A 21,235-nucleotide genomic window follows, 5' to 3' on the forward strand; every position below is an offset into this window, starting at 1 on the left:
TCTATGCGGTGATCGTGGCCGGTTGCCTGGAGGCGCTGGCCGATCCGCCGCTCAGAAGCCTCGCCGCCGCCAAGGTGCCGCCGTCGGCACAAGGCGAATTGCAGGGCGCGATGACCTCGATCTTCTCGATCACTTCGATCATCACGCCGCTGCTCTACACGGCGATCTTCTCCTGGTTCACCAGCCCGGCGGCGCCGGTCGTGTTCGGCGGCGCGCCCTATGTGCTCGGCGCGATTTTCCTGACGCTGGCGGTCATTGTCTTCGTGACGAAGGTGGCCAAGCCGACGCCGAAGGAAGTCGAGCGCATGCACACGCAGGAGCCGCTGATCGACACGGCTTGACGATGACTAAGGCTCGATCCATTCGCTGGGGACATCGAGCGCCTTCGCCAACGTTGCGCTGGTCTGCTCTGACGGCTTACGGCGATTGGATTCGAGGTCCGACAGGAAACCTTGGCTGACACCGATCGCCGCCGCCAGTTCGGCCTGGGTAAGCTTCCGCCAGTTGCGTAGCGCCTTTAGTCGACTGGAGCCGCGCAAGACATCCATGGTCACGTCTGCCGGCAGCGCCCTTTCGGTTTTGAGGTCGGCTTTGCGCTCGTCATATATGGCGACATCCGCAGCATCTTCGAGAGCCTCTTCGGCGGCATGCAGCAACGCCTCGTAATCCGCCTTGGGGATCACGACCAATTCCTCGCCGGTCGAGGTTTTGATGATTTGCGGGGCATTCATGACATCTTGTCCTGCTATGACCTGCTGTAGGTTGTTGTCTCGCGTTTTCCTATGTAGATCGCTAGGATAGTGGTGCGATCCTCATCGAATATAACTCGGTAGCGACCGATCCGCAGCCTGTAGCCGTCTCTACCGGATAGGCGCTTTACATCTCCTCGACCGCTTATCGCGTAATCTATCAGGCCGTCAGATACTTGGTTCCGAACGTCGGCGGGTAGATTGTCTAGATCACGAGCCGCGGCCGCCGAGAGGATGATGGTCTTCACCGGATATCGCTGCTCTTGCCTCTATTTTTGCGATATTATAGCTAACTAACGGGTGTGTCAACGTTCCGCCAAAGCTTCCTCGCCGCGCCGCTCGCGGATCAGGTTGACGAAGCGGCGGAAGAGGTAGTGCGAATCCTGCGGGCCGGGCGAGGCCTCGGGATGATGCTGGACCGAGAACACTGGACGGCCGGTCAGCGCGATGCCGCAGTTGGATCCGTCGAAGAGCGAGACGTGGGTTTCCTCGACGCCTTCGGGCAGCGAGTCGGCGTCAACGGCGAAACCGTGGTTCATCGAGACGATCTCGACCTTGCCGGTGGTGTGGTCCTTGACCGGATGGTTGGCGCCGTGGTGGCCCTGATGCATCTTCTCGGTCTTGCCACCGAGCGCCAGCGCCAGCATCTGATGGCCGAGGCAGATGCCGAACACCGGAATGTCGGTCTTCAAGAGGTTCTGGATCACCGGCACGGCGTATTCGCCGGTCGCTTCCGGGTCGCCGGGGCCATTGGACAGGAAGATGCCGTCCGGCTGCATGGCGAGGATTTCCTCGGCGCCGGTCTTGGCCGGGACGACGGTGATCTTGGCGCCCAGGCCCGCAAGCAGGCGCAGGATGTTGCGCTTGACGCCGTAGTCGATGGCCACGACGTGCATAGACGGCGCGTCCTGCTCGCCATAGCCCTCGTTCCACACCCACGGCGTCTCGCGCCAGACCGAGGACTGGCCCGACGTGACCTCCTTGGCCAGATCGAGGCCGATCAGGCCCGACCATGCCGCGGCTTGGCGCTTCAGGTCCTCGATGTCGAAAACGCCGTCGGGCGCATGCGCGATGACGGCATTGGGCATGCCCTTCTCGCGGATCAGCACGGTGAGCGCGCGGGTGTCGATGCCGGACAGCGCGACAATGCCGCGCCGCTTCAGCCACTGGTCGAGATGGCCGGCGGCGCGATAGTTGGACGGATCGGTGACATTGGCCTTGAAGATGGCGCCGACAGCGCCGGCGCGGGCCGCCGGATGCAAGTCCTCGATGTCCTCGTCATTGGTGCCGACATTGCCGACATGCGGGAAGGTGAAGGTGACGATCTGGCCGGCGTAGGACGGATCGGTGAGGATCTCCTCGTAGCCGGTCAGCGCCGTGTTGAAGCAAACCTCGGCAACGGCCGATCCGGTGGCGCCGAGACCGCGGCCCTCGATCACCGTGCCGTCGGCGAGCACCAGAAGGGCGGTCGGCTTTTCGGTGGCCCAGGGGGCGGTGGTTGTGGCCATGGCGGCACTCCTGTCAGGCGCTGCGACTGGTCAGCGGGACCACTCGCGCAGCAAAGCGCGCGAAGCAGGATTTCCCAGCCTCCGCGCGTCAACTCATTGTCTCATGCAGGACCGACTACATAGGCGAAGGCACCCGAACGGTCAATGCGGGCACCGCCAGCCAGCTCCGTTTTCCATTCGTCCAGCAATATCAGCGGCTTGCCGGAATTTGCGTTGCCCGTTCGGCGAAGCTATTGTCCGCCGCATTCGAAGGAGAAGCACGATGCGCGAGAAAATCGCCGAATCCATGAAGAGCGCGATGAAGGCGCAGGACAAGCACCGCCTGCCGACGCTGCGGCTGATCCAGGCCGCTATCCACGACCGCGACATCGCCAATCGCGGCTCCGGCAAGCCGCCGGCGAGCGAGGAGGAGATCCTGCAGATCCTCGCCAAGATGGTGAAGCAGCGCGAGGAATCGGCAAAGGCCTTCGAGGACGGCAAGCGGCCGGAACTGGCGGCGCAGGAGCGCGGCGAGTTGGAGATCATCCGCGAATTCCTGCCGACGCAGCTCGACGAGGCGGCGATCACGGCCGCGGCGCGCGAGGCGATCGCGGCGACCGGCGCCGCCAGCCAGAAGGACATGGGCAAGGTGATCGGCGCGCTGAAGCAGAAATATGCTGGACAGATGGACTTTGCCAAGGCGAGCGCCATCATCAAGGGGCTGCTGCAGTAGCGGCAGCCTCAGAGCGTTTCGCCGTTTCAGGGAACCGGCGAACCGCTATCCCCTTGTTTTTTCGCAACTCCGGACGGAAAACCGTTACACACTTTTCCTGGAACTGCTCAGTCCTCGCAGATCGGCACCGGCTGCGGGGGTGGCGCCGGATGGTCCTTCTTATATTGCGCGATAATCGGCTCAAGCGTCTGCTTCGGCCAGAATTTGGGCGTGCCGATCTCCTTCAGGCAGGAGGCGTTCCAATAGGTGCCCGCGCCTGAGAGCGCCTGGCCTGCGGCCTTGGCACGCGCAACGGCGGCGATGTCGCGCGATTCCGGATAGATGTAGAGCGTCGTCGGGCTGTTCTTCACGAGGGGGATGATCTGCTCGGCATCGGCCGGCGACCAGCTGGTGCAGCCATTGCTGCGGCCGCCGGCGTAATCCACCAGCTTGCCGTAAGGCACAAAGCCGTCGTGGTTGGCATAAGAGCTTTGCGGGTTCTTGCGCATGCACAAGCCCTTCAGGATGGCCGCCGGATGCCCGCCGATGACACGCTGCCTGGCGTTCGCCGTCTCGCCTTCGCCGTCGAACTGGATGAAGGTGCGCATGAACACCGCGTTCTGCGCGCCGACCCGGTAGTAGCCCTTGAAGGAGGTCTTGGTCTCCGCCGTCATATAGGCGCCGCCGGCCGTCAACTCGGAATCCATCGCGTTGCCGAAGTTCTTCGCGCAGCGCCTGCCGTTGGAGAAATCGGCGACGCCTTTCAGGTTGCGGCCGCCGCCATGGCCTGCGGAAACCGCGCGGAAGAGCTGCTTGGCTTCGCAGATGATGTAGTAGCGCTGGCCGAGCACGCTGTTGCCGAGGTCGCCAGGACGCGTCGCGTCCATGGCGAAGTAGCAGGGATTGCTGACCGAGCCGTCGCTGACTTTCTTCTGGTAGAGCGCGCGTGCCCGCTCCAGCACGACTTCAGAGATCTGGCCCTCGCCGTCGCCGACATGGCGCTGCAGCCAGTCGGGAATGGTCGACGGCCGCAAGGCGGCAAATGAGCTGGCCGATGCCGTCAGCGCGGCCAGGATCACGACCAAACAGAAGACGGCCGCGCCCAGCGGAACAGATCTCAACCGCACCGTTTTGCCCCTCCTGTCGAAACGTCTCGCACCTGTGAATCACCCGGACCGATCATAGAAGGTCTCGCACGCTTCGGCGAAACACTTCTAGTTTAGCGACGCCTTTGCAGGTCGGATTTCCGGTCTGCTTCGATTGCGCTATGATCCGATTCCCGGCGCGCCCACGCCTCCTCCCTCCATCGGGAAGCATTGTTCATGCAGGGCAGTCCATCACCCAACCAACTGTTCGGGCGCCACGCATAAGGAGGGGTTGCCAAGACTGCTCGCGGCAGGAGGTTTTTCGATGCGGCTTTCCGCACCCATCTATCATCTGAAACGCCAGGCGAGGCTCTTGTCTCGCCGGGAAAATGTCCCCCTTCACGAGGCGCTCGACCGCGTTGCCGCCAAGGCAGGCTTTGGCAGCTGGAGCCTGCTTGCGGCAAAAGCCGCCGAAGTCGCGCCTGGCGACAGGCTGCTGGAGCGGCTTATGCCCGGCGACATGGTCCTCGTGGCGGCACGGCCTGGGCAGGGCAAGACGCTGATGAGCCTCGAACTCGCCGTGGCGGCCATGAAGCAGGGCAGTCTCGCCGTATTCTTTACCCTGGAATATATGCATGCCGACATCCTCGACCGGTTCCGGGACATCGGCGCCGACCCTGCGGATTTCGACCACCTGTTCACCTTCGACAATTCCGACGCCATCAGCGCCGCCTACATCATCGAGGCATTGTGGTCGGCGCCGCGCGGCACGCTGGCGGTCATCGACTATCTGCAACTGCTCGACCAGAAGCGGGACAATCCCGAGCTCATGGTCCAGATACGTGCATTGAGGTCGTTCGCCCGGGAACGTGGGCTGGTGCTGGTCTTCATCTCGCAGATCAACAGGTCGTACGATCCCGCCAGGAAGCCGTTCCCGGATATAGGTGATATCCGGCTGCCGAATCCGCTCGACCTGTCGCTGTTCGACAAGGCCTGTTTTCTCAACAAAGGCGAAATCCAGTTCCAGGCGACTTGAGAGCGATCCGCGTAGGGGGCATGCCGGTCTCGACCTCGACCTGAATCTGGACAAACCCGTGGGCCGCGAGACGAACCCATGATCGAAACCGGGTCAAGGTCACTCGCCGGGCCTAGCCAGCCTTCCTTCTTCCGCCTTGTGGTAGAACTGGCTTGCCACGAGCCAGCCCTTGAGCGGCCTGAGCGGCGGGATGCAGGTCGCGAGAACGATCGGGATCGAAACGAAGGCGTGGAACCACATGGAGGGCTCGAAAGTCACCTGCGCCCAGACGGCGAACAGCACCGAGGGCACACAGGCAAAGCAGATGACGAAAAAGGCCGGGCCGTCGGCGGGATCGGCAAAGGAATAGTCGAGCCCGCAGACCTCGCGCCAGTTTCAGGAATCCGTCGAACAGGTGGCCCTCTCCGCAACGCGGGCAGCGGCCGCGGATTCCCACCTGCCAAGGCACCAGGGGTGGATAATGCGCAAGGTCTTCCATGATCGTCGCTCCAGTGGATCTCTCGTGAGGTCAGCCCGGCCTTGAGATCTCGGTTGCATACATATACCATTCTTGTATGCAGACAATGCGACAAAATGTATGGATGCGAATAAGTGACCCGAGAATGTGACATGGGCTGGCTTCCGGTTCTGGAGGCGGGACCGCGACCGGTCTATCTCAAGATCGTCGATGCCTTGGCGGATGCCCGGTCGGGCGGCCGGTTGCAGCCGGGCGACAGGTTGCCGCCGCAACGGGAGCTTGCTCGGCTGCTCGGGGTCGATCTCACGACCGTGACGCGGGCTTTTTCCGAGGCCCGACGCAGGAACCTGATCGACGCGACGGCGGGCCGCGGCACCTTCGTCACGCCGGGCGAACCGGAAGAGCCTGTCCTCGATCTCAGCATGAACATCCCGCCGGCACCCGCCGGCCTCAACCTGCCGGCCTTGATCCGGACGGGCATCGAGGGGCTGCTCAAGCGCTCCAGCGCGGAAGCGCTGCTTTCCTATCATCCCGGCCCAGGCTCGCCCGCGGAGCGCGCCGCTGGCTCGTCCTGGCTCGCCGCAGCGGGAGACAGGCTGCCGGTCGACAGGGTCGTTGTCGGTTCGGGCGCGCAGGCGCTGCTCACGGCCGTCGTGCTGGCAGAGACGCGCGAGGGCGACACGATCCTTGCCGACGCGCTGACCTATCCCGGGCTGATCGCGCTGGCCGGGACCACGCGGCGCAAGCTCGCCGCCGTCGCAAACGACGGTGACGGCATGCTGCCGGACGATCTCGAAGAGGCGGTGCGGCGGCACGGCGCACGTGTCCTCTATCTCAATCCGACGCTGCAAAATCCGACCGCATCCGTCATGGCCGAAGGCAGGCGGCGCGAACTCGCCCGCATGGCCGACAAGCTCGAGCTGACCATCGTCGAGGACGATCCCTACAGAAGGCTGCTCGCCACACCGCCGCCGGCCTTTCTGACCCTGGCGCCCGAACGAACCTTCCATGTCGCGACATTGGCGAAATGCATCTCGCCTTTCCTGCGCACGGCCTTTCTGGCGGCGCCTGATCCGCAGGCCGCCGAGCGCATCGCGGCAGCGATACGCGGGACCACCATGATGGCGCCGCCGCTGATGACGGGCCTCGCCTGCGAGTGGCTGCGAAGCGGCCTAGCCGGGGAGATCACCGCCGCCGTGCGCGCCGAAGCGCAGGCCAGGCAGGAGATCGCGCGCAACATCCTGCCCAAGGGCTTTGCGGCATCGGAGGCCAGCCTGCATCTGTGGTATCCGCTGGAGAGCCGGTTGCGCTCGGGCGAACTCGCCGACATTGCCCGCCGTCGCGGGCTGGCCATCAGCCCCGCGGAAGAGTTCGCCGTCGGGCCGGACTTCGCCAACGGGTTTCGACTGGCGCTCGGCGCCACGCCCAACCGCGACCGATTGACGGAGGGCCTTGAAAGCCTCGCTTCCATCCTTTCGGGAGTGCCGGGCTCCTCGCGACCGAAGGTCTGAAGCAGCAAACCGTGGCTTGGCGCGGCCCGTTACTCGGCCGCCGCCGGCAGCGGCGGCGTCGCGCGGCTGCGCCATTCCCAGGCTTGCGAGCCGATAGCCACCACCACCGCCACCAGCATGGCCAGGGCGCCTGCGAGCGGCAGGCTGCGATAGCCGTAGCCGGCATTGAGCATCGCAGCACCCAGCGACGCGGCGAGCGCGATGCCGACATTGAAGCCGGATGGGATCAGCGCGGAAGCGAGGTTGGAGGCATCGGCCGTCCAGGCCAGGATGCGCGTCTGGATCGGCGCGCCGATGGCGAAATTCAGGCCGCCCCAGATGACGATGACAACGATCATCGGCACCGGGTAGGGGCTCACCAGATGGATAACGCCGAGCGCCACTGCCTGCAGGGCGAGCATGACGATCAGCGAGGGCATCAGCTTCCAGTCGGCGAGCTTGCCGCCGACCAGGACGCCGATCGTGGCGCCGACGCCATTGAGCAAAAGCACCCACGGGATCAGGCTCTCGTCGAGGCCGGTCACTTCGAGCAGCATCGGCGTGATGTAGGTGAACGGCGCGAACTGGCCGATCATCAGCATTAGCATGAGGATCAGCGAGGTCCAGACCTGCTGGCGGCCAAGCACGCGAACTTCGCGCGCCAGCCCGGCGGGCCGGCTGGCGGCGCCCGCCGTTCGCGGCAACAGCGCCAGCATGGCGACGATCGCGACGAGGCCCAGCGAGCCCATCACCCAGAAGGTCGCGCGCCAACCCCACAGACTGCCGATCGCGGTGCCGGCGGGCACGCCGATGACGTTGGAAACCGTCAATCCCGAGAGGATCACCGCGACCGCCCGGCCGCGCTGGTCCTCGCGCACCAGGCTGACCGCAACCACCATGGCGACGCCGAAATAGCAGCCATGCGCCACGGCGGTCGCGATGCGCAGCATAAGCATGGCGGTGAAATCGGGCGCCAGCGCGCAGGCCACCTGGCCGAGGGTGAAAGCGATCGTCAGTCCGATCAGCAGCGTCTTGCGCGAGACCTTGCTGGTCATGAGGGCCAGCAGCGGGCCGCCGATGGCAATGCCGCAGGCATAGCCGGAGACGAGATATCCGGCGGTCGGCACCGAAACGCCGAGACCTTGCGCCACCTCCGGCAGCACGCCGGCGATGACGAATTCGGTGGTGCCGAAGGCGAAGGCGGCAAGGAAAAGAGCAATCAGCGGCAGCATGGTTCAAAACATATGCGAGGAATGCATGGCCTCAAACCACGCCTGGGCGGGCGCGGCAATGGAGAAATTGTCGATACCGCTTTAGCTTTTCTTGAACTCCCTCAGCTGGCCTTCAGCCGCGAGCCGCCGAGCAGGCCGCGCTCCTCGAGCACCGGATAGGCGATCGAGGCCAACAGCGAGTTGATCTGCTTTAGGTCGCGGATGGTGTCGAGGTGGATCGAGCTCGTCTCGACGCTCTTGGCGGTGCCCTCGCGCAGGCGCAGGAAATGGCTGGCGCTGGTTTCCTTCTCGCGCTCGCGCAACAGGTCCTTCTCCAGAACCAATTGCCTGGCGGTTTCCGGGTCGCGCGAGACGAGCACGTTGAAGGCGAGCCGCGCATTGGCGAGCACGGAGGAGTGGAAGGCGCAAAGCTCCTGCCAGCCTTCCGGCGTGAATTCCAGGCCGCGCTCCAGCTTCTTCCTGACATGCACCAGCATGTTACGCACGATGATGTCGCCGACCTGCTCCAGCTTGACGCAGGCGCCGATCAGCTCCTGGCAGCGCAACGCCTCGTCCTCGGTCAGCGGGTTCCGAGTGACTTTGGCTAAGTAGAGCTTGATCGCGGCGTGCTTGTTGTCGACGCGGTCGTCGAGCGCGGCAAGCGCCTTGATCTTGGCGGGGTCGGCATCTTCGTAAAGCTCGATGATGCGCTTCAGCATGATCTCGACCGTCTCGCAGACCCGCACCACTTCGCGCGTGACGTTGGCCAGCGCCTGGCTTGGCGTATCGAGGGCGCTCTCGTTCAGCGCCGAGAGCTCAATGATGTCGAGCGCCGCCGTCGGGTCCGGCTTTGCGCCGACCGCCACGATCTTCTCGGAAATACGGTAGACAAGGCCGGCAAGCGGCAGGCCGGCGAGCAGGATAACCACATTGAACAGGATGTGCGCGTTTACGATCTGGTCGGGCACGGTGGCGCCAAGGAAACCGATCGGCGGCTTCACGGTCATGAACAGGATCAGCATCACCAGCGAACCCATGCCGCGCATCAAGAGGTTGCCGATCGGCACGACGCGGATGCCCGGATCGGCATTGCGGGTGAGCAAGGGCGCGATGACGGAGGAACCGAGATTGACGCCAAGCACCAGCACGATGCCGAGCTCCGGAGGAATGAAGCCGCGCCCCGCCAGCGTCACCAGAAGCAGCACGGCGGCGATCGAGGAATGGAAGAGCCAGGTGACGAGTGCTGCGAGCAGATAGGCGGTGACGAAATCGCCGGAGAAGTAGCTGATGATCAGCGGCATCAGTGAGCTCTGGCGCAGCGGCTCCGACGCCTGCCCGATCATCTCCAGCGACAGGATCAACAGGCCGATGCCGATCAGGATGCGGCCCAACTGCCGCCAGTCGCGCCGCTCCGTGGCCATGAACATGACCGTGCCCGCGATCAGGCAGAGCGGCACCAAAAGCGTCAGATCGAAGGTGAGCAGCTTGGCCACCAACGCCGAGCCGATCTCGGCGCCGCGCACCGCCAGCTGTCCGGCGGCGCCCGAAACGATGCCGGCGCCGGCGAAGGAGCCGACCAGCAGCGTCACTGCGGTCGAGCTCTGCAGCGCGACCGCCAGCCCACAGCCGGCCAGCACCGCCATGACCGGATTGCGCATGGTGGCGCGCAACCTGTGGCGCAGCACGTCACCATAGGCGCGCTCGACGCCGGTCTTCACCATGCGGGTGGCGAACAGCATCAGCGCCACCGCGCCGGCAAGGTGCAGGAGGACGACGGAGCCGCTCACAGCCAACCCCGCGGGGTTGCTGCGGCGACGTGGAGAGGAGTACGAATCTTAGCCATTCAACGCGTCGAAATATACCAATTAAGATTAGCCGAATAATAGATTTCTCTGATGCGATGATCGTCTCGGCTCGACGGCGCATGTCGGAAATGAACGGAGAAGGCATTGGTTGCATGCGCTTGGCGGCTGCGGTTCGCTTCATGGTGCCCAACGCTAGGCGGCGTGGCCGGAGGAATCCGCGGTGTTGTTGAAGCGGCTCGAGCAAGCATCGGAAATCATTACAGAATTGTAATTCCAGCGTTCAGTTTCGGTTCATCCATTGGCCGTTAGTCCTTCGTCTATCGACAACAAGGAGTACCGACCATGAAGCGTCTCATACTTTGCGCCGTCACTGCCTCGATGCTGGCCGCCTCGGCCTTCTCCGGCCAGGCCGCGCCGCTCGCCCAGCCGAGCGCGCCGCAGTCGAATTACACGCAGGTCGACTGGCAGAAGCCCGGCCGGCATGTCGACAAGCGCGTCATCGTCAAGAAGAAGGTCGTGAAGCGCAGCCATTGGCGCAACGGCCAGAAGTATTCCAACTGGAGGCGCCACCAGCCGGTCCGCGACTGGAACCACTACGGCCTGCGCCGCCCCGGACCCGGCCAGGAGTGGATCCGCGTCGGCAACGATTATGTGCTGGTCAGCATCCTGTCCGGCATCATCTTCGGCGCGATCGCCGCGCAGTAAACCGCGACAACCGGTAATGCAGAAGGCGGCCGCCCCGGCCGCCTTCTTTTCGTCTGTGAAAAGCGGGTACGATGGGCCGGACAGAGTCGCAGCGCCCGGCCGGCTTGATTATATGGAGGGCAAACGAGCTTTCTTAGATGCGCTTTCCACCCGCCTTCCTCGACGAGATTCGCGACCGCGTGCCGATTTCATCGGTGATCGGCACGCGTGTCGCGTGGGACAGGAAGAAGACCAACGCATCGCGCGGCGACTATTGGGCCTGCTGCCCGTTCCATGGGGAGAAAAGCCCGTCCTTCCACTGCGAGGACAAGAAGGGCCGTTATCACTGCTTCGGCTGCTCGGTGTCGGGCGATCATTTCAAGTTCCTCACCGAGCTCGACGGCATGAGTTTTCCCGAAGCGGTCGAGAAGATCGCCGAAATGGCCGGCGTGCCGATGCCGGTGCGCGATGAACGGGAAGAACGGCGCGAGAAGGAGCGCGCCAGCCTGACCGAGGTGATGGAGATGGCGACCGCCTTCTTCCAGGAGCGACTGCAGAGCGCCGACGGTGCCAAAGCCCGTGCGTATCTCAGGGAGCGCGGACTGACGTCGGCGACGCAGCAATCGTTCCGGCTGGGCTATGCGCCCGACAGCCGCAACGCCTTGAAAGAGCATCTCGCCGCGAAGGGCGTGCCGAAGGCCGATATCGAGGCCTGCGGGCTGGTGCGGCATGGCGACGACATTCCGGTTTCCTATGACTGGTTCCGCGACCGCATCATGTTCCCGATCCCGGATTCGCGCGGCAAGATCATCGCCTTCGGCGGTCGCGCGCTGGCGCCGGATGCGCTCGCCAAATACATGAACTCGCCCGACACCGAGCTCTTCCACAAGGGCAACGTGCTCTACAATTTCGCCCGCGCCCGCAAGGCGCTGGCGAAAGGCGGTACGGTGATCGCGGTCGAAGGCTATATGGACGTTATCGCGCTGGCGCAGGCCGGCTTCGAGAATGCCGTGGCGCCGCTCGGCACCGCGCTCACCGAAAACCAGCTCGAGCTGTTGTGGCGCATGGCGCCCGAGCCGGTGCTTTGCTTCGACGGCGACAAGGCAGGATTGAAAGCGGCATGGCGTGCCGCGGATCTGGCCCTGCCTTCGGTGCAGGCAGGACGCTCGGCGCGGTTTGCGCTGCTGCCGGAAGGCAAGGACCCTGACGATCTGGTCAAGGCAGAGGGGCCGGATGCGTTCCGGGCAGTGCTGGCGGAGGCGCGGCCGCTTGTCGATCTCCTGTGGATGCGGGAGACCGCCGGCGGCGTCTTCGAAACGCCGGAACGTCGCGCCGAACTGGGAAAGACGCTGCGCGAACTGACCAGCCGCATCCGCGACGAGAGCACGCGCTACCATTACCAGCAGGCTATGCGCGAGCGGGAGCTGAGCTTCTTCGGCTCACAACGCAATGCTCGGCAGGGTCGCCAGGATGGCGGCCGGCTGGGAGAGCGCGGCCAGGGCAAGGCCGCGGCACCCGGCGGGCAGTTCGCCAAGGGGGGAAGCGGCCGCATCGCGATCACTGAAAGCCTCGGCCAGTCGGCGCTGGTCAAGCGGGCCGGCGAGGGGATGTCGGTGCGCGAGGCGACGATCATCGTGGCTCTGGTCAACCACCCGGCGCTGATCGACGAGAATTTCGCCCATGTCGAATTCCTAGACCTCGCCAATTCTGACTTGCGCAAACTGCACGCGGCCATCCTCGATGCCATGGCGCATGACGCGGCCGACGAGCGCGGCGCGGTCATCGCCACCATCGAGCGCGCCGGCTGCGGCGGCATCTGGGAGCGGGCGGTGGAGCTGATCAAGCGGGCGCGGCAATGGCCGGCGCTCGAAACCGCCGCGCTCGACGACGCCCGCGACGCCTTCAACCAGGCGATGCACTTGCAGCGCAGCGCCCGCACCTTACATAGAGAGCTGAAACAGGCGCAGGCGGCGCTCGATGCAGACCCTTCGGACGAAAACTTCCGGCATCTCGTCGAGATTCAAGCGCAATTCAACGATGTGCAGGCAACGGAAGCGCTGATCGAAGGGTTCGGCGTTTCATCGGGCAGGGTTGGCCGCGTTTAGGGCCGAACACCACCCATTGGAAGTGAAGTGGAAATGCGCAGCGCGTCGAATCGACGCCTCTAAGTCGGGTAATTGATTCGCTTTTTTCATGCGAATCATGCCAGAGGCGCTTGACCTTCTGGCAGATTGGCGGAATCAGGACGATTCGAAACGTTAACCGTGCCCCGGCGTCGGCGGGAAATTTGAGCGATGTGAGGTGCCGGTGACGGCTGGACAGGCAAAACGCCTGCTCCAGATATCAGGGTTAATCTGGACTTAATGCATGTCGCCCAAAAGTGAAAACCGGTTTGGGGCAAACGAGATGCACAAAACAAAAGAGATGACGCGGTTGCCGGGCCGGTAAAAAGCATTCCGGTACGAGCACATCCGGCGTAACCGGTCCGACAGTTTACGCGGCCTCGATATTGGGCCGCTTGGAGACGACAAAGAATGGCGACAAAGGAAAAGGAAGAGGTCGAGACCGAACGCGAAGGCGCCACCGATGGCCCTTTGCTCGACCTTTCCGACGATGCTGTCAAGAAGATGATCAAGGCCGCGAAGAAACGCGGCTATGTCACGCTCGACGAATTGAACGCGGTGCTGCCCTCGGAAGAGACGGATCCGGACCGCATCGAAGACATCAACGCGATGCTCAGCGACATGGGCATCAACGTTGTCGAGGATGACGAGCAGGGCGAAGAGGCCGAGGCCGAGCCCGCCGGCGACAGCGAGGAAGACGCCAACGAGCTTGCCGAGCAGACCGGCACCGCCGTTGCCGCCACGACCACCAAGAAAGAGCCGACCGATCGCACCGACGATCCGGTGCGCATGTACCTGCGCGAGATGGGCTCGGTCGAGCTTCTGTCGCGCGAGGGCGAAATCGCCATCGCCAAGCGTATCGAGGCCGGCCGCGAAACGATGATCGCGGGTCTGTGCGAAAGCCCGCTGACCTTCCAGGCCATCATCATCTGGCGCGACGAGCTCAACGAATCGAAGATCCTGCTGCGCGAGATCATCGACCTAGAGGCGACCTATGCCGGCCCGGAGGCCAAGCAGGCGCCGGTGGTCGAACGCGTCGAGGAAGCGCCCTCCAAGCCGGAAGAGAAGCCGCGTGGCCGCGCGGCGCGCGAGGAAGAAGACGACATCACCAATGTCGGGGGCGACACGCGCGGGCTGGAGGAAGAGGAAGACGACGAGGACGAGGCCAGCCTGTCGCTGGCCGCGATGGAAGCGGAACTGCGCCCGCAGGTGATGGAGACGCTCGACGTCATCGCCGACACCTACAAGAAGCTGCGCAAGCTGCAGGACCAGCAGGTCGAGAATCGTCTCGCCGCCGCCGGCACGCTGTCGCCCAGCCAGGACCGCCGGCTGAAGGAGCTGAAGGACCAGCTGATCAAGGCGGTGAAGTCGCTGTCGCTCAACGCCGCGCGCATCGAGGCGCTGGTCGAGCAGCTCTACGACATCAACAAGCGCCTGGTGCAGAACGAGGGCAAGCTTCTGCGGCTCGCCGAGAGCTATGGCGTGCGCCGCGAGGAATTCCTCAAGGAATATCAGGGCTCGGAGCTCGATCCGAACTGGACCCGCTCGATCGCCAATTTGACCTCGCGCGGTTGGAAGGAATTCACCAAGAACGAGAAGGACACGATCAAGGAGCTGCGCGCCGAGATCCAGAACCTCGCCACCGAAACGGCGATCTCGATCCTGGAATTCCGTAAGATCGTGAACCAGGTGCAGAAAGGCGAGCGTGAGGCCGCGATCGCCAAGAAGGAAATGGTCGAGGCGAACCTGCGTCTCGTCATCTCCATCGCCAAGAAATACACCAATCGCGGCCTGCAGTTCCTGGACCTCATTCAGGAAGGCAATATCGGCCTGATGAAGGCGGTCGATAAGTTCGAATACCGTCGCGGCTACAAGTTCTCGACCTACGCCACCTGGTGGATCCGGCAGGCCATCACCCGCTCGATCGCCGACCAGGCGCGCACCATCCGCATTCCGGTGCACATGATCGAGACGATCAACAAGATCGTTCGCACCTCGCGCCAGATGCTGCACGAGATCGGCCGCGAGCCGACGCCGGAGGAACTGGCGGAAAAGCTCGCTATGCCGCTGGAAAAGGTGCGCAAGGTCCTGAAGATCGCCAAGGAGCCGATCTCTCTCGAAACGCCTGTCGGCGACGAGGAGGATTCGCATCTCGGCGACTTCATCGAGGACAAGATGGCGATCCTGCCGATCGACGCGGCGATCCAGGCCAATCTGCGCGAGACGACGACGCGGGTGCTTGCCTCGCTGACGCCGCGCGAGGAACGCGTGCTGCGCATGCGCTTCGGCATCGGCATGAACACCGACCACACGCTGGAGGAAGTCGGTCAGCAGTTCTCGGTGACGCGCGAGCGCATCCGCCAGATCGAAGCCAAGGCGCTGCGCAAGCTCAAGCATCCGAGCCGGTCGCGCAAGCTCAGAAGCTTCCTCGACAGCTGATCCGCAGGTCAGACAAGCAAGTCCAGAGGGCGCCTCGGGCGCCCTTTGGCGTTTCCGGCCACCTTTCATGCCGCCTTGCCGCATCTGCCCGACAGGAGGATAATTCGGGTGTCGGATGCATTTGTGGGCGACAAGCCGGATGCCCGCCCCGGCGTTGGCCGTAAACGGCCAGGCGCCTGCACCGTGGCTCCCGGTGGGAGGTGTGCCATGACAACCTACATCGTGCTTATCAACTGGACCGAGCTGGGCGCCAGGAACGTGCGGGAGTCGCCGAAGCGGCTCGATGCGGCCAAAAAGCTGCTGGGGGAAATGGGCGGCTCGTTCAAGTCATTCTACCTGACGATGGGCGAATGCGACATGGTCGCCATCGTCGAGGCTCCGGACGACGCGGTGCTCGCCCGCTTCGCGCTGCTGCTGTCGTCGGGCGGCAATGTCAAGACGCGGACGATGAAGGCGTTCCCGGAATTCGCCTATCGCGAGATCATCAGTTCGCTCGGGTAGGCGGCTGAAGCCGGGACCGGCGCGGCTGTTGCGAAGCCGCGCCGCATTCCCGATAATCGCGCCATGCCCAAGCCGCCGCTGACCGTCTGGTACAACACGCGCTGTCCGGTGTGCGATGCCGGCATCAGCCGCCAGAGGCGGCGGCTGATCGAGGCGGTCAAGGCGGGCCGCGTCGCATTCCGCGACATCAATTTCGAACCCGAAGCGCTTTCAGCCTTCGGCGCCTCGCTCGAGGATATCCGCCGGCGCCTGCACGCGACCGATAGCGAAGGCCGGCTGCTGGTCGGCGCCGATGTGGCGGTCGCGGTCTGGCGGCTCACGCCGGGCGAGGGGTGGCTGGCGAGCTTGTTCGGCAATGTGACAACGCTGCCGCTGACGCGCATCGCCTATGACCGTTTCGCGGACCTTCTCTACGCCTGGAACCGGCGTAAGGGCCGATGGTAGGCAACCCCAAACGACAGCAGCATGCCGGAGGCCTTGGCGCCTCCTGCATACATCGTAAGATATATCTTGACTCGACGAGGAGTGCGCCTTACTTAAGATGTATCGTAAGATATAACTCAAGGAGCAATTCATGCACAGGCACGATCATTCCGGGCATCATTTCGGCGAGCGCATGTTCATGCATATGGCCGGCAAGTTCGGCGGCCGCGGTGGCGGCGGCTTTGGTCCGTTTGGGGGCAGGGGCGGCGGGCGCGGCGGCCCGGGCGACATGTTCCGCGCTGGCCGGATGCTCGCCGACGGCGATCTCAAGCTGATCACACTGTCGCTCTTGGCCGACGCGCCGCGCCATGGCTATGACATCATCAAGGCGCTGGAAGAGCGCACCAGCGGCGTCTACAGCCCGAGCCCGGGCGTGGTCTATCCGACGCTGACCTTCCTGGAAGAGGCGGGCTATGCGGTGTCGTCCAGCGAAGGCAACAAGAAGGTGTTTTCCATCACCGAGGCCGGCAGGGCGCATCTCGACGAGAACCGCGAGATGATCGACGGCGTGCTCGACCATCTCGAGCGCTTCGGCCGCAAGATGGCCGCGGCGCGCGAGTGGTTCGGTTGGGGCGACGACAAGGACGAGGGGCGCCGCGGCCGTTCGGAAAAGCGCGACCAGTTCCGCGCGCTGCGACATCGTCTGCGCGCCGCGCTCGGCGACATCGCCGACGCGCCGGAAGACAAGCAGGCCGAGGCGATCAGCATCCTGGAAGACGCCGCCGAGGCGATCGAGGCGCTGGCGCGGCGCTAAGTCCGAGCGCATTCTTCAGTTGAACGAAAAGCCCGGAGCGATCCGGGCTTTTCGCTTGTCGATGATCGACCAGGAAGCGGTCAATCCTTGCCGACATATTCGCTGATCAGCTTCTCGTTGCGCGCCTTCTCGATCTTGGCTGTGGTCTCGGCCGCAATACGCTCGTCGGTGCGGTACTTGACCAGGTTCACCAGGCTGCCGGTAAGCAGGAGGACACCCATGGCCCAATAGCCCTTGGTCGAGAGGTCAACCGGCGCCAGCCACAACGACAGGCCGAGCATGAAATAGGCGGCGCCCACCGACACGGTGTTGAACAGGATATAGGTCTGATTGCCGTTCATCGTATTGCTCCTTGGAATTTGATCTGTTTTTTCGGAAAGCGGGTTCAGTTCAGGGATTTGAGGCGCGCCAGGACGTCCTCGGCGCGCACCTTGGTGGCCGGTCCGTGGCCTGCCTCGGCGAGGCGCTCGCGGATCGCCTCGTGGCGCAGCTCGCCATCGATCTCGTCGAGGATGCCGGCCTCCTCGAACGGGTCGCTGCTTTCCCTGATGCGGGCGAGCAGTTCCTCCGCCTCGTTGATGCTCGCCGTGCGGCCGATCGACCGGTTGAGGCGCGACTGCGCCTTGCGCTCGGCGTCGATCGCCCGCGCGGAGATCATGCCCTGATTGAGGCCGATGATGCGGCGATGCGCCCGTTCGACGGACAGGCGCATACGCAAGGTCTTCTCGCCCAGGCTCTTCACGGTGGCGCGGCGCACCTCGCGCTCGTTCTCGAGCTCGGCGATTGCGGAAGCGCCGCCTTCGGCAAGCGCCTGGTTGTTGGCGGAAAGCGCGCTCAGCGTGCGGGTTTCCAGATCGGCGATGCGGCGGTCGAGCTGGTCGAGGCTGGTCTGCTCGGCACGCTGGCGCACGATCAGCGAGGCGAGCGTCTGCTTGGCGGCGGCGAGGCCCGCTTCCGCGTCGCGGATGCGCTGCGCCAGAAGGTCGATGGCGAAACGGTCCTTCAGATTGTCCTCGGCCCGGGCGCTGGCGCCGTCCAGCAATGTCTTGATCAGGCTAAGCATTGAGTCTTCTCCCTGTTGATGTGAACGTTGTTCACGACGCCAACATAGCAGGACATGAACATTGTTCAAGAACTATTTTGAACGCTGTTCAAGGGGTGTCGGACATGGTAAACGCAGGCAAACAGAATGAATTCGGGCCTGCACGCGGGTTCCGGACAGAAGGGCAGGAAAGTGCATGGCGCTGGACAAGGAAGAAATGAGCGAGAAGGTGCTCGCCATCGCCGAGGCGCTGCTCAATGAGGGCGGCGCCGAGAACCTGAAAGCGCGCACCATCGCCGAGCAGGCCGGCATTTCGGTCGGATCGGTCTACAACCTCTTTGCCGATCTCGACGAGGTGCACCGGGCCGTCAACATGCGGCTGCTCGACCGGCTCGGCGCGACAGGCCTCGCGGCCATGGCCGATCTCGAAAGGCAAGGGGTGACCGATGTCCAGCACCGCATCCTGGCGATGGCGGCGGCCTATGTGCGCTTCGTCGAGGCGCATCCCGGCAGCTGGCCGGCGGTGCTTGCCTTCAACCGCCGCCGTGCGACGCGGCCGGGCCCCGATGCCTATGACGCGCTGCTCGACGCGCTCTTCGACATTGTCGCCGGCGTGCTCAAGGCAGGCGATTTCGGCCTCGACGACAACCGCCGCGCGCTTGCGGCCCGGACCTTGTGGTCAAGTGTGCATGGCATCGTGACCAGTGGCTATGTGGCCAATTCCGACAGCCGGCAGGCCGAGGAGATCTGGCATCAGATCGAGCTGCTGGTCGGCGTTTTCGTCAAGGGACTGGAACATGGCGGCGCATTCGCGCATGCTGAGACAAAGTCTGATTAAACAGGGCGCTGCGGATCTTCGACGCCCGCGTAAAATGGAGTTTTAAAAAATGTCTTTTCTGAAAAAGCTTTTCGGCGGCGGCAGCAGTGAGGCCACGGAGACCGGCAGCGCCAAGCCGGCAAAGCAGGTCGAGCACAAGGGCTTCCTGATCAGCGCGACGCCCTACAAGGCCGAGGGCCAGTACCAGACCTGCGGCGTCGTCTCGAAGGAAGTGGACGGCGTGCTGAAGGAGCACCGCTTCATCCGAGCCGACCGCTTCGCCGGACTGGACGACGCCGTCGACATCTCGATCAAGAAAGGCATCCAGCTGGTCGACGAGCAGGGCGAGCGGATATTCGGCTAGGCGCCGTAGCTTCGGCTGCGCCGGCCAGCATCTTTCGATCAGAACGAGACCTTATCCCCGCCCTTGAGCTGCAGGATCTGGCGCGCCTCGTCGGGCGTGGCGATCGAGGCGCCGAGGCCTTCGATGATCTGGCGCACCTTGGTCACCTGTTCGGCGCTGGAGCGGGCGAGCTTGCCCTTGCCGATCCAGAGTGAATCCTCCAGCCCGACGCGCACATTGCCGCCGAGCGCAATCGCCTGCGTGGCGATCGGCAGTTGATGGCGGCCGGCGCCCAGCACCGACCAGTGATAATCGTTGCCGAACAGTCGGTCGGCGGTGCGCTTCATGTGCGCGACGTCTTCCGGATGCGTGCCGATGCCGCCGAGGATGCCGAACACGCTCTGGACGAAGAACGGCGCCTTGACCAGGCCGCGCTCGACGAAATGCGCCAGCGTGTAGAGATGGCCGATATCGTAGCACTCGATCTCGAAGCGCGTGCCGTTGTCGCCGCAGGTGCGCAATATGTGCTCGATGTCGCCAAAAGTGTTGCGGAAGATGCGGTCGCGCGAGGATTCGAGATAGGGCCGCTCCCAGTCATGCTCGAAGGTCTTGAAGCGCTCCAGCATCGGGAACAGCGCGAAATTCATCGAGCCCATGTTGAGCGACGCGACCTCGGGCGCAAAGACCTTCGCCGGCCGGACGCGCTCCTCGACACTCATCGTCGCGGCACCGCCGGTGGTGATGTTGACGACGCAATTGGAGCGCTGCTTGATGACCTGCAGGAAAGGCGCGAAGGCCTCGGTCGATTGGTCGGGGCGGCCGTCGACCGGATTGCGGGCATGGAGATGGACGATCGCGGCGCCCGCCTCGGCCGCCTCTATCGCGGCGGTGGCGATCTCTTCGGCCGTCACCGGCAGATGCGGCGACATCGATGGCGTATGGATCGAGCCCGTGACCGCGCAGGTGATGATGATCTTGTTCCGGTTCGCCACTTTTGATGCCTCGATCTCTTGGTTGTTTGAAGCGCCTATTTGACCGCGCCTTGCGTGATGCCGGAAATGAACTGCTTCGACAGCACGATATAGAGCACGGTAATCGGCAGCGCCGCCAGTGTCAGCCCGGTGAACAGCACCCCCCAGTCGGTGGTGAATTCGCCGACGAACACGGTCAGCCCTTGCGGCAGTGTCTTCAAATTGTCGGAGGTGATCAGCACCAGCGGAAAGAAAAAGTCGTTCCAGATCGGCACCGCGTTCTGGATCGTCACGATGACCAGCGCCGGAGCGAAATGCAGAAAGAGGCAGGCGCTGGCGGGCGCCTGCCTCTTTCATCTCCGGCATCGGTGATCAGGCAGCCGCGGCGGCCTGATTGGCGTTGGCGGCAGCGATCGCGTCGACCTTGGCGGTGGCCTTGGCGAGCGCGGCGGTCACGGCATCGGCACCCATGCCGACGCCCTCGACGCGGATCACTTCAACGTCGGTCATGCCGAGGAAGCCGAGCACGCTGCGCAGATACGGGACGGCATGGTCCATCTGCACCGCGGCGCCTTCCGAATAGATGCCGCCGGAAGCGAGCACGATGTAGACCTTCTTGCCGGCGACGAGGCCCTTCGGACCATTCTCGCCGTAAGCGAAGGTCTTGCCCGAGCGGGCGACGTGGTCGACCCAGGACTTCAACGTCGAAGAGATGTTGAAGTTGATGAAGCCGGTGGCGAGGATGATCGTGTCGGCGGCGAAGACCTCATCGAGCACGGCGTCGGAAACGCCGACGACTTCGGCCTGGCGCGGCGTGCGCGCTTCGGCCGGCGTGTAGATGCCGGTGGCATAGTCGGGGTCGATATGCGGCAGCGGATTGGTGACCAGATCGCGCACGACAAGCGTGTTGGACGGATCGGCGGCAACAAGCTTCTGGGCGAGATCGGTGGCGACGCGGGTCGAGTGCGAAGCAGCGCCGCGCGGGCTGGAGGTAACGAGAAGAATAGACATGGCGGTGTCCCCTTGGGGGTGGATTGAAACTTTCC

The 21,235-nt window shown here is 64.1% G+C and carries 21 protein-coding genes and 2 pseudogenes; 12 read left to right on the plus strand and 11 right to left on the minus strand.

The genetic code is table 11. The features are described from left to right. A pseudogene (locus tag EOA23_RS16755) lies at positions 1–341 on the plus strand (tetracycline resistance MFS efflux pump); the annotation flags it as partial. Between the two features lie 6 nt (positions 342–347). On the opposite strand, the gene EOA23_RS16760 reads toward EOA23_RS16755, so the two are convergent. After that, on the minus strand, positions 348–683 hold the full coding sequence (locus tag EOA23_RS16760) for a helix-turn-helix transcriptional regulator (protein ID WP_245456418.1): 336 nt from the start codon (positions 681–683) through the stop codon (positions 348–350). Positions 684–1,054: 371 nt separating this feature from the next. Continuing rightward, the gene (carA, locus tag EOA23_RS16770; RefSeq protein ID WP_127304952.1) at positions 1,055–2,257 is read right to left on the minus strand and encodes a glutamine-hydrolyzing carbamoyl-phosphate synthase small subunit; all 1,203 of its coding nucleotides are present in this window, start codon (positions 2,255–2,257) and stop codon (positions 1,055–1,057) included. 262 nt (positions 2,258–2,519) lie between these two features. Here carA and EOA23_RS16775 point away from each other — a divergent pair, with 262 nt between their 5' ends. Continuing rightward, a complete protein-coding gene (locus tag EOA23_RS16775; RefSeq protein ID WP_127304953.1) occupies positions 2,520–2,969 on the plus strand; it encodes a GatB/YqeY domain-containing protein in 450 nt (149 codons plus the stop codon). 107 nt (positions 2,970–3,076) lie between these two features. Here the strand turns inward: EOA23_RS16775 and EOA23_RS16780 are convergent, their stop codons facing one another. After that, positions 3,077–4,075: a hypothetical protein gene (locus EOA23_RS16780; RefSeq protein ID WP_127304954.1), complete on the minus strand. Its 999-nt coding sequence runs from the start codon at positions 4,073–4,075 to the stop codon at positions 3,077–3,079. A gap of 283 nt (positions 4,076–4,358) precedes the next feature. On the opposite strand from EOA23_RS16780, the gene EOA23_RS16785 reads away from it, so the two are divergent. Then, positions 4,359–5,069, plus strand: coding sequence for a DNA helicase (locus EOA23_RS16785; protein ID WP_127304955.1), 711 nt, complete (start codon positions 4,359–4,361; stop codon positions 5,067–5,069). 99 nt (positions 5,070–5,168) lie between these two features. On the opposite strand, the pseudogene EOA23_RS16790 reads toward EOA23_RS16785, so the two are convergent. Then, positions 5,169–5,547: pseudogene (locus EOA23_RS16790) on the minus strand (DUF983 domain-containing protein). Between the two features lie 131 nt (positions 5,548–5,678). Here EOA23_RS16790 and EOA23_RS16795 point away from each other — a divergent pair. Further along, complete coding sequence (locus EOA23_RS16795; RefSeq protein WP_127304956.1) at positions 5,679–7,037, plus strand: PLP-dependent aminotransferase family protein; 1,359 nt, start codon at positions 5,679–5,681, stop codon at positions 7,035–7,037. Between the two features lie 29 nt (positions 7,038–7,066). On the opposite strand, the gene EOA23_RS16800 is transcribed toward EOA23_RS16795, so the two are convergent. After that, the gene (locus EOA23_RS16800) at positions 7,067–8,248 is read right to left on the minus strand and encodes an MFS transporter (RefSeq protein ID WP_127304957.1); all 1,182 of its coding nucleotides are present in this window, start codon (positions 8,246–8,248) and stop codon (positions 7,067–7,069) included. A gap of 101 nt (positions 8,249–8,349) precedes the next feature. Beyond that, entirely contained in the window at positions 8,350–10,014 is a 1,665-nt protein-coding gene (locus EOA23_RS16805) for a Na/Pi cotransporter family protein (protein WP_127304958.1), read from the minus strand. Between the two features lie 360 nt (positions 10,015–10,374). On the opposite strand from EOA23_RS16805, the gene EOA23_RS16810 reads away from it, so the two are divergent. The 6 genes from EOA23_RS16810 to EOA23_RS16835 all read left to right on the plus strand — a co-directional run bounded on the left by EOA23_RS16810 (position 10,375) and on the right by EOA23_RS16835 (position 17,016). After that, the gene (locus EOA23_RS16810) at positions 10,375–10,737 is read left to right on the plus strand and encodes an RcnB family protein (RefSeq protein WP_127304959.1); all 363 of its coding nucleotides are present in this window, start codon (positions 10,375–10,377) and stop codon (positions 10,735–10,737) included. Positions 10,738–10,874: 137 nt separating this feature from the next. Beyond that, positions 10,875–12,821, plus strand: coding sequence for a DNA primase (gene dnaG / locus EOA23_RS16815; RefSeq protein ID WP_127304960.1), 1,947 nt, complete (start codon positions 10,875–10,877; stop codon positions 12,819–12,821). A gap of 429 nt (positions 12,822–13,250) precedes the next feature. Then, positions 13,251–15,278 carry an RNA polymerase sigma factor RpoD gene (rpoD, locus tag EOA23_RS16820; protein ID WP_127304961.1) on the plus strand — a complete coding sequence of 676 codons (2,028 nt, stop codon included), beginning with the start codon at positions 13,251–13,253 and terminating at the stop codon, positions 15,276–15,278. A gap of 207 nt (positions 15,279–15,485) precedes the next feature. Beyond that, positions 15,486–15,779 carry a GYD domain-containing protein gene (locus EOA23_RS16825; RefSeq protein WP_042646984.1) on the plus strand — a complete coding sequence of 98 codons (294 nt, stop codon included), beginning with the start codon at positions 15,486–15,488 and terminating at the stop codon, positions 15,777–15,779. Between the two features lie 63 nt (positions 15,780–15,842). After that, positions 15,843–16,223 (plus strand): DCC1-like thiol-disulfide oxidoreductase family protein, encoded by a 381-nt coding sequence (locus tag EOA23_RS16830; RefSeq protein WP_127304962.1) that lies wholly within the window; start codon positions 15,843–15,845, stop codon positions 16,221–16,223. Positions 16,224–16,353: 130 nt separating this feature from the next. After that, a complete protein-coding gene (locus EOA23_RS16835; protein ID WP_127304963.1) occupies positions 16,354–17,016 on the plus strand; it encodes a PadR family transcriptional regulator in 663 nt (220 codons plus the stop codon). Between the two features lie 80 nt (positions 17,017–17,096). On the opposite strand, the gene EOA23_RS16840 is transcribed toward EOA23_RS16835, so the two are convergent. Together EOA23_RS16840 and EOA23_RS16845 are read right to left on the minus strand one after the other, a co-directional pair. Further along, entirely contained in the window at positions 17,097–17,357 is a 261-nt protein-coding gene (locus EOA23_RS16840) for a YiaA/YiaB family inner membrane protein (RefSeq protein ID WP_127304964.1), read from the minus strand. A gap of 44 nt (positions 17,358–17,401) precedes the next feature. Continuing rightward, positions 17,402–18,079, minus strand: a complete 678-nt coding sequence (locus EOA23_RS16845; protein WP_127304965.1) for a PspA/IM30 family protein — start codon at positions 18,077–18,079, stop codon at positions 17,402–17,404. 175 nt (positions 18,080–18,254) lie between these two features. Here EOA23_RS16845 and EOA23_RS16850 point away from each other — a divergent pair, with 175 nt between their 5' ends. Together EOA23_RS16850 and EOA23_RS16855 are read left to right on the plus strand one after the other, a co-directional pair. Then, entirely contained in the window at positions 18,255–18,896 is a 642-nt protein-coding gene (locus EOA23_RS16850) for a TetR/AcrR family transcriptional regulator (protein ID WP_126059867.1), read from the plus strand. Between the two features lie 49 nt (positions 18,897–18,945). After that, a complete protein-coding gene (locus EOA23_RS16855) occupies positions 18,946–19,239 on the plus strand; it encodes an HlyU family transcriptional regulator (protein WP_127304966.1) in 294 nt (97 codons plus the stop codon). 38 nt (positions 19,240–19,277) lie between these two features. Here EOA23_RS16855 and EOA23_RS16860 read toward each other — a convergent pair whose 3' ends face one another. The 3 genes from EOA23_RS16860 to EOA23_RS16870 all read right to left on the minus strand — a co-directional run bounded on the left by EOA23_RS16860 (position 19,278) and on the right by EOA23_RS16870 (position 21,200). Then, on the minus strand, positions 19,278–20,210 hold the full coding sequence (locus EOA23_RS16860; protein ID WP_127304967.1) for a 3-keto-5-aminohexanoate cleavage protein: 933 nt from the start codon (positions 20,208–20,210) through the stop codon (positions 19,278–19,280). 35 nt (positions 20,211–20,245) lie between these two features. Then, the gene (locus EOA23_RS16865) at positions 20,246–20,482 is read right to left on the minus strand and encodes a hypothetical protein (protein WP_245474213.1); all 237 of its coding nucleotides are present in this window, start codon (positions 20,480–20,482) and stop codon (positions 20,246–20,248) included. 79 nt (positions 20,483–20,561) lie between these two features. Then, positions 20,562–21,200, minus strand: coding sequence for an FMN-dependent NADH-azoreductase (locus EOA23_RS16870; RefSeq protein WP_042647004.1), 639 nt, complete (start codon positions 21,198–21,200; stop codon positions 20,562–20,564). Positions 21,201–21,235 lie beyond the last annotated feature (35 nt).

Origin of the sequence: Mesorhizobium sp. M2A.F.Ca.ET.042.01.1.1 (genome assembly GCF_003997405.1) — a bacterium.
Classification (GTDB): Bacteria; Pseudomonadota; Alphaproteobacteria; order Rhizobiales; family Rhizobiaceae; genus Mesorhizobium.

Coding starts and splice junctions, on each gene's coding strand:
- carA (WP_127304952.1), bottom strand. CDS start 2,257: ATGGCCACAACCACCGCCCCCTGGGCCACCGAAAAGCCGACCGCCCTT.
- EOA23_RS16775 (WP_127304953.1), top strand. CDS start 2,520: ATGCGCGAGAAAATCGCCGAATCCATGAAGAGCGCGATGAAGGCGCAG.
- EOA23_RS16785 (WP_127304955.1), top strand. CDS start 4,359: ATGCGGCTTTCCGCACCCATCTATCATCTGAAACGCCAGGCGAGGCTC.
- EOA23_RS16795 (WP_127304956.1), top strand. CDS start 5,679: ATGGGCTGGCTTCCGGTTCTGGAGGCGGGACCGCGACCGGTCTATCTC.
- EOA23_RS16800 (WP_127304957.1), bottom strand. CDS start 8,248: ATGCTGCCGCTGATTGCTCTTTTCCTTGCCGCCTTCGCCTTCGGCACC.
- EOA23_RS16810 (WP_127304959.1), top strand. CDS start 10,375: ATGAAGCGTCTCATACTTTGCGCCGTCACTGCCTCGATGCTGGCCGCC.
- dnaG (WP_127304960.1), top strand. CDS start 10,875: ATGCGCTTTCCACCCGCCTTCCTCGACGAGATTCGCGACCGCGTGCCG.
- rpoD (WP_127304961.1), top strand. CDS start 13,251: ATGGCGACAAAGGAAAAGGAAGAGGTCGAGACCGAACGCGAAGGCGCC.
- EOA23_RS16825 (WP_042646984.1), top strand. CDS start 15,486: ATGACAACCTACATCGTGCTTATCAACTGGACCGAGCTGGGCGCCAGG.
- EOA23_RS16830 (WP_127304962.1), top strand. CDS start 15,843: ATGCCCAAGCCGCCGCTGACCGTCTGGTACAACACGCGCTGTCCGGTG.
- EOA23_RS16835 (WP_127304963.1), top strand. CDS start 16,354: ATGCACAGGCACGATCATTCCGGGCATCATTTCGGCGAGCGCATGTTC.
- EOA23_RS16840 (WP_127304964.1), bottom strand. CDS start 17,357: ATGAACGGCAATCAGACCTATATCCTGTTCAACACCGTGTCGGTGGGC.
- EOA23_RS16845 (WP_127304965.1), bottom strand. CDS start 18,079: ATGCTTAGCCTGATCAAGACATTGCTGGACGGCGCCAGCGCCCGGGCC.
- EOA23_RS16850 (WP_126059867.1), top strand. CDS start 18,255: ATGGCGCTGGACAAGGAAGAAATGAGCGAGAAGGTGCTCGCCATCGCC.
- EOA23_RS16855 (WP_127304966.1), top strand. CDS start 18,946: ATGTCTTTTCTGAAAAAGCTTTTCGGCGGCGGCAGCAGTGAGGCCACG.
- EOA23_RS16870 (WP_042647004.1), bottom strand. CDS start 21,200: ATGTCTATTCTTCTCGTTACCTCCAGCCCGCGCGGCGCTGCTTCGCAC.